General features: G+C 65.6%; 3 protein-coding genes. 1 reads left to right on the top strand and 2 read right to left on the bottom strand.

Features of this window, described 5'->3' with window-relative positions; all coding sequences use genetic code 11:
- Positions 1-72 precede the first annotated feature (72 nt).
- Complete coding sequence (locus ACWKY3_RS00975; protein ID WP_449314557.1) at positions 73-1,788, bottom strand: FAD-dependent oxidoreductase; 1,716 nt, start codon at positions 1,786-1,788, stop codon at positions 73-75.
- 659 nt (positions 1,789-2,447) lie between these two features.
- Positions 2,448-4,124 (bottom strand): response regulator transcription factor, encoded by a 1,677-nt coding sequence (locus ACWKY3_RS00970; protein WP_449314556.1) that lies wholly within the window; start codon positions 4,122-4,124, stop codon positions 2,448-2,450.
- Positions 4,125-4,299: 175 nt separating this feature from the next.
- On the opposite strand from ACWKY3_RS00970, the gene ACWKY3_RS00965 reads away from it, so the two are divergent.
- Positions 4,300-7,254 (top strand): molybdopterin-containing oxidoreductase family protein (locus ACWKY3_RS00965; protein ID WP_449314555.1); only part of this gene is annotated, 2,955 nt, incomplete at its 3' end.

Below are 7,254 nucleotides of genomic sequence, written 5' to 3'. Positions count from 1 at the left end.
GCAGGCGCGCCTCGCCCTTTTCGGGAAGGGCGAGGCGGCAAAGGGAGGGAGGACGCGTTTGCGGTGCGTCCGCTACGCCACGCCGAGGGCGTGCTTGGCGGCGATGCGGGCGAAGGTGGCGGTGCGGCCCGCGTTGATGCCCGTGAAGTTGCTCGGGTAGTTGTGCGGGTAGAATCCGCCCTGGTCGTTGCCGCACACATAGAGTCCTTCGATCACGCTGCCGTCGGTGCGCAGCGGCTGGGAGTTCGCGTCGGTGATCACGCCGTGGATGGTCACGAGCAGCGCTCCGGCGATGCGCGCCGCGTAGAAGGGCGGCTCGTCCACAGCGCTCAGACGGTAGGCCGGCTTGCCGAAGTCCACATCTTCGCCGGCGGCGACCAGCTCGTTGTAGCGCGCCACGTTCGCTTTGAACGTGGCAGCCTGGTCGGCGTTGAAGCCCATGGCGCTGGCCAGTTCGTCAAGGGTGTCGCACTTCTTGAGCGCGCCAGACTCAAGCTGCGGCGCGAGCCAGAACGAATCGAGGTGCTCTTTGCTCATGGCCTCGCAGTCGTACACGTCGGCGTTGAACGCGGTGCCCGACGGCGCGGGGAACAGGCGCGAGCAGCCGCAGGTGTCGAACTGCTCGATGTCCTCCCAATAGCTGCCGTCCCACACGATCCACGAGTAGTGGCCGGGCTGGTTCGCGCCGCCGGCGTAGCTCATGGGGTAGCACTGGTCCTCGTTCATGAAGCGCTCGCCGTTGATGTTCACGTGCAAGAACGGCTGGCTGCCGGGAAGGAAGATGTCGCCGCCCATGCGCTCGTCGGTGAACTCGAAGCCGTCGGGGAGGATGGCGCGGTTCCAGACCATGCACGCGCCGCCGGCCTCCAGTTCCGCGCCGGCCCACAGGGCCATGCGGATGCCGTCGCCCTCCTCCGTGGTGGCGCTGGTGAGGCCGCACCATTTCGAGTTGCCGGGGCACAGGTCGTTGAGCATCTCGGTATTGGCGCCGTAGCCTCCGGTGCAGATGATCACGCCGTTTTTGGCGTTCACCTGGATGGTGCCCTTGTCCTTGGACTCGGCGATGACGCCGGTCACTTTGCCGGAGTCGTCCTGCACGAGCATCGTGGCCGGCGTGGAGAACATGATTTCGCCGCCCAGCTCGTTTGCGAACACGTCGCTCATGACCTCGAGGTGCATGTAGGCGCCGTAGTTGGGGCCGTCGGGGTTGTACTCGTCCAGGCAGGGGTTGTAGCACATGGCCGGATAGTAGGCGTGCGGGTCGTTTGGCTTGTGCCACTCGAAGGGGAACAGCATGCCCTTGGGCTCAAGCGTCTCCTTCATCCACTCGATCATCTCGCCGGACTTTTCGGCCCAGGTGCGGTACAGGACCATGTTGGCGTCGCCGGACTGGGTTTGGTTCGCGTGGTTGATGAGCGTGGGCACGTCCTCCGTATGGTCGGGTTCCAGCGCGGAGTTGAGCGCGCCGATGGCCTCGCGCGCGGCGGCGATGGCGCCGCCCTTCTCCAGCACGATCACCTTCGCGCCCTCCTGCGCGGCGGTGGTGGCTGCCACAAGGCCGCCGTTGCCCGCGCCCACCACCACGAGGTCGGCTTCCAGCGTCTCGGCGATGTCGGTGGGCATCTCGGGCTTGTCGCGCCAGCTGCCCTGCGCGGCGTCGCCGTCTTTCGCGGTTGCCTCGCTTTTCGCCTGGGGCGCGCAGCCCGAAAGCGCGCCGGCTGCGGCCAGCGTGCCGGCGGCGGTGAGCCCCGCCAGGAAGCCGCGACGGCTGATGGTGTTTTCTGCCATGGTGCTCCTCCTTCTTCGTTCGGTCGCGCGGCACGTGCCGCTGCGACCTGCCCGCCCGCGCTCCCTCCGCGCAATCCTGACGGACGCTGCGCATCATAGGCGCGCAAGGGGGCCGGACGCATCGCGCGGACTCGGGTATGTTGGGTACGATGTGGGGAAACGCGGAAAGATACCCGAGAATGGGTGAGGGGGGCGGGAGGAGGCGGGGTGGTGAGTTGCGTGCGGAGGTGCGCCCGATGGTGGCGCTCGATTGAGCGGCAGGCTCGCCGTGGCGTCGCGGCCGGTTGCAGAAGTGCGCGAAATTTTCCTGAGATGGTCAAAATTTAGACAAGTCGGGGGATTTTGAGGCTTCTGGAAGGGGCGCTGCGGTCACACAGAAAACGCGACCTGGGCTTTTGCAGTTTTTAGCGATGATTCGCCCGTGTCAATCCCCCGACTTTCCCCAATTTTGACCAAGTGGAGCAAAAAACCGTGCATTTGAGGTTGGCGAGGGGGCGGCGAAAGGCCGGGATGCCTGAGCATGGGCGATGGTGTGGAAGGGGGCGGCCGACGTCTCCCCGCTCGGCGCGGCTTTTGCAGGCGCGAAGCGCAACCCGGGCTTTTGTGAGCGCTTGCGGGCGCTTTCGCCCCCGTTTGCGGGCGATGGCGGCCGCGCCGGGTTACCGGCGTTTGCAGACGAGGTCGATGACCTCTTGGCGGGAATGGACGCCGAGTTTGGCGTAGATGTTGCGGGTGTGGTAGTTCACGGTGCCCGCCGAAATGCAGAGGTCCTCCTGGATGCGCGCCGAGCTGCGACCTTCGGCCAGCAGCTCGAGCACGTCGCGCTCGCGTTCCGACAACCCGAAGCGCAAAGCCACCTCGTTCAGACGCTCGGCGCGCGAAAGAGCGAGGGCTTCGACGGTTTTGGCTTCCTCGCTTTGCGCGCTCGTGTGCGCCGGTTCGGCTTCCGGTGTTCGCGCGTCCGTCGCGTTAGGGCGCGCTCCCGTTCCGGCACCCGCGCCCGCCGCCTCCCGCTCGTCCAAGCGCGCTTCCGCCTCCGGCGCTCCCACGCCCGCACCCGCGCCCGCCGCCTCCCGCTCGCCCAAGCTCATTTCCGCCTCCGGCGCTTCCGCGCCCGCACCCGCTGCGAAGCCTTCCTCCTGCGGCTTGCGGCGCCGGTTCACGAAGTAGCTCACCACGAGCGCCGCTAACAGCAGCTCGGTGCTGGCGAACAGGCACACGCTTGCCAGCTGCATGGCGATCGTCGCATTCCCCAGCGTGGCAAGGTGCGCTCCCAAAAACGCCCCCGCAAGGTCGCCCACGGCCATGGCCGCGCGGCCCACCATGAACATGCGTGCAGGTGATTGGTTTGTGACCAGGGCGAACAGCACGGTTCCGAACAGCAGCAGAAGCTCGATGGCGATGTTGCCCACCGGATAGAGCGCATCCCCCGGCGTGCTCACCGAATACTGCACAAAGGGCAGCAGCACGCCCAGCAGCACCAGCAGCGGTACCGCGAACAAAAGCGGGAACGCGGGACGATCGGTCAGGAAGATGGCCGTCCCCACAAATCCCAGCACAAGCACCGCCGATATGAGGTAGAAGAGCATTCCATAATTCGCCCCCGCCACCTCGAACGACGGCAGGACGGCCGCAGTGAACCCAATGAGCGCAACGAAGGCCGCCAGCAACCCGTAGCGGCTTCGGCGGGCGTTCTTCGGCTTGGGCGAGCGGGCCTCGTCGGCGCTTCGGCGCGCGTGCTGGTAGCGTCGCGCGAACTGCAGCGCCGCGCCCGAGCACAGCGGCAGCGCCACAAGCAGCGCCAGGCACAACGGCAAGGGCAGGTAGTCGATGCTTACGCAGATGGCCACAATGGCCACAAGGATGGTGGGGAAGTTCGCGATGATGACGCGCGGCGAGGCGTTGCCGAACACCGAGGCCCAGCGTGCGGCCATTACGGCCGACCCCGCGCCGGTGAGGACGCCCGCCACCCATACAAGCGCCAGGGACGGCATGCTTTGCTGCAGGCAGTACAGCAGCGTTCCCAAGGAGGTGGCAACAGGGGCGGCCACCACGCCGGCGCGGCTTTCGCTCAATCGCATGAACGTCCGCGTGCGCAAGCAGCCGAACAAAAGCACCGCAGTCAGCGCGAGCGTGGAGGCCACGTAAACGATATCGGTGGACTCCATGCCCGGCGTGGGCGATCCGGCGCTCAGCGCGCTGCTGTAGAAGAGCAGGAAAAGCCACGACAGATGAAAGATGAAGCCCAACAGGTCCGGGCGGACAAGCTGGAGGGGGCGCAGCGGGTCGTACAACGAAGCTGCATCCTCTGATCTGGTGTTTTCGCTGTCTCCCATACGTCGCCTCCCTGTGCCCATACGTTTCTTACGGGTTGCCTTTCAAGCGCGTGCCACTGAAAACCGTAAGAAACGCTCGTGGCGGGCACCGTACTGGCCCGCCTATTATAGCCCCGCTCGCCGATCGATCAACGTTGCACCGACGGGCTTTGAGGAGAAGAGACGAGGAGGAAGAATGGCGAAAACGCTCTTGACGCGGCGCAGCTTCACGAAGCTTGCAGCCGTCGTCGGCGCAGCCGCAGGGTTTTCCGCGGCGCCGCGCCAAGCCCTTGCCGAAACGTCGCAACCAGCTTCGGCAACCCCCGAAGTGAAGGTGGTGCGCTCGTGCTGCCGCGCATGCGGCAAGAACGAGTGCGGCGTGTACGTGACCGTGGAGAACGGTCGCGCGGTCAAGGTGGAAGGCGACGCCGACACGGCGTTCCACTCCATGGGCAACTGCTGCTCGAAGTCGCAGTCGTCCATTCAGGCGGCCTATCACCCCGACCGCCTGTACCACCCCATGAAGCGCACGAACCCTAAGGGCGAGGCTGACCCCGGCTGGGTGCGCATCACCTGGGACGAGGCGTACGCCACCATAGCCGAGAAGTTCGCCGAGTTGGAGGAGCGCTACGGCGGCGAGTGCATGTTCTTCATGGGAGGCACGTCGCGCATTTGGACGCAGCACGCCTACGCCGCATGGGGGCAGCTGGTGAACAGCCCCAACGCGCTCACTGCATGGCAGATCTGCAAGGGCCCGCGCCACATGGCCACCGAGATGCAGTCGGAGTTCGCCTATTCGTGGATGGCCACCACCGACCGTCCGCGCGTGTTCGTGCAGTGGGGCACCGCCACCGAGATCTCGAATTACGACGAGAGCTGCCGCACCACGGTGGACATCGCGACCACGGCCGACACCTACATCAGCATCGACCCGCGCATGACGAACCTCAACCACGAGGCCGACGTGCATATGTACCTTACGCCGGGAACCGACGGCGCGTTGGGTCTTTCATGGACCAACGTCATCATAGAGAACGACCTGTACGACCACCTGTTCGTCAAGCGCTGGACCGACGCCCCCTTCCTGGTGGTGGAGGGCATGGAGCCGTCCGGTGCAATCGAGATGTGGCACAAGATAGGTTGGGTGGGTGGTCGCACCATGTCCACGCGCCTTCTGAAGGAAAGCGACCTCAAGGAGGATGGCAGTCCCCTGCGCTTCATGGTGTGGGACGAGCTGGCCGGCACCGACGAGGCGCATCCGCTGCACGGCAACGACTCCTCGGGCCACCTCACCTACTTCGATGCGGAAACGGGCCTGTGGGAAGGCGAGCCTGATGAGGTGTGGGACCAGTTCTACGACAATCCGCAGCCCAACCTCCCCAAGCAGACGGTGCCTGGCCGCGTGGCTGTGCCCTCGCCCTTCAATCCCGAGATCGACCCTGTGCTTTACGGCGAGTTCGAGGTGACGCTGGCCGATGGGACCGTGCACGCGATGCGCCCGGTGTGGGACCACTACGCGGAGTACTGCCAGAACTTCGCGCCCGAGAAGGCTGCCGAGATCACCGGCGTTCCGGCCGAACAGATAGAGCAGGCTGCCCGCACCTACGCCACGCGTATCGACCCCTCCACCGGCTATGGCAACGGCGGCATCCAGTACGGCCTGGCGCCGGAGCATGCGTGCAACGCTATCCAGAACAACCGCATCTTCGACACGCTTGTGGGCATCACGGGCAACTGGGACACGCCGGCGGGCAACCGCGGGCCGACGGCGGGCCTGTTCCATGGCTTGGACGACGCGCAGCCGACCATCGTGTCCGGTCGCCACTCCACCAACGACTACCAGAAATGGCACGACAAGATTTTAGGATGCGATCGCATTCCTACGCTGTCCTGGTGGCAGCAGTGGGCAGATTGCAACGCGGTGCACGATGCCATCCTCACGGGCGACCCGTACCCGGTGCGCGGTGCGCTGTGCGAGGCATCTGGCTTTATGAACCACGGCAACTCAACGAAGTACTGGGAGGCGCTCACTAAACTGGACTTCTTCGTGGTGCAAGATCTATGGAAGACCCCGGCTGCCGGTGCCGCCGATCTGCTGCTGCCCGCGTGTCATTGGCTGGAGATCGACTGCCCGCGCATGTCGCAGGGCTCCACCGGTGCGCAGGGCGCCACGTGCAAGGCCATCGAACCGCCGGCGGATTGCCGCTTTGACGTGCAGATAGTGGTGGACGTGTACGAGGCCATGGGACGCCCGTATGCCGAGAACCCGGAGGAGTACGGCGTGAAGAGCCAGTACCCCGACTGGAAGGAGCAGTTCGAGCGCGTCATTTCGCCCACCATTGAGGCGGGCATCTGCACCGACTGGGACGACTACGTGCAGAAGTTCCAAGAGCACGGTTGGTGGGATTGCCGCGAGATCGCACCCGAGACCTGGGGCACCTATCGCCGCTACGAGACGGGCATGTGCCAGGGCCTCAAGCCGCCCACGCCGGCGGGCAACCCCATGAAGGGCATGTCCACTCCCACGGGCAAGATGGAGATATGGTCCACGGTCATGGAAACCTACGAGCCTGATGGCCGCTTCAACCTGCCCACGTGGGAGCCGGCGCCGCGCACGGAATTGGCCGACCCGTCGGTTGCAAAGGAGTGGCCGTTCCTCATGACCACCGGCCGGCGTATCCCGGTGTACTTCCACTCCGAGCACCGTCAGCTGCCGTGGTGCCGCGAGCTTTGGCCCGCGCCGCGCGTGGAGATCAACCCGGCGGACGCCGCGCAGCTGGGAATCGAGCAGGGCGACTGGGTGTGGATCGAAAGTCCCGACGGCAAGATCCGCCAGACGGCGGACCTGTACTACGGCATCCAGCCGGGCGTCATCAACTGCGAGCACCAGTGGTGGTTCCCCGAGCTTAACCAGGCCGACGGCGGTTTCGGGCTGTCCACCATCAATTGCTTGGTTCATCCCGAGCACCAAGATCCCATCTGCGGTGCTTCCAACCTGCGCGCGTACAACGTGAAGGTGTACAAAGCCACGCCGGAGAACTGCCCGGACGGCCAGGTGGTGCCCTGCGGCGTGGACGGCACGCCCATCATCTGCGACGCGTCCGACCCGCGTCTGAAGGAGTGGCTGCCCGACTACGAGATTCGAGAGGAG

The organism is Rubneribacter sp., from assembly GCF_965361815.1.
Note: the sequence above shows the minus strand (reverse complement) of the source record. Positions and strands in the feature narration are given on the sequence as shown.

Coding starts and splice junctions, on each gene's coding strand:
- ACWKY3_RS00975 (WP_449314557.1), bottom strand. CDS start 1,788: ATGGCAGAAAACACCATCAGCCGTCGCGGCTTCCTGGCGGGGCTCACC.
- ACWKY3_RS00970 (WP_449314556.1), bottom strand. CDS start 4,124: ATGGGAGACAGCGAAAACACCAGATCAGAGGATGCAGCTTCGTTGTAC.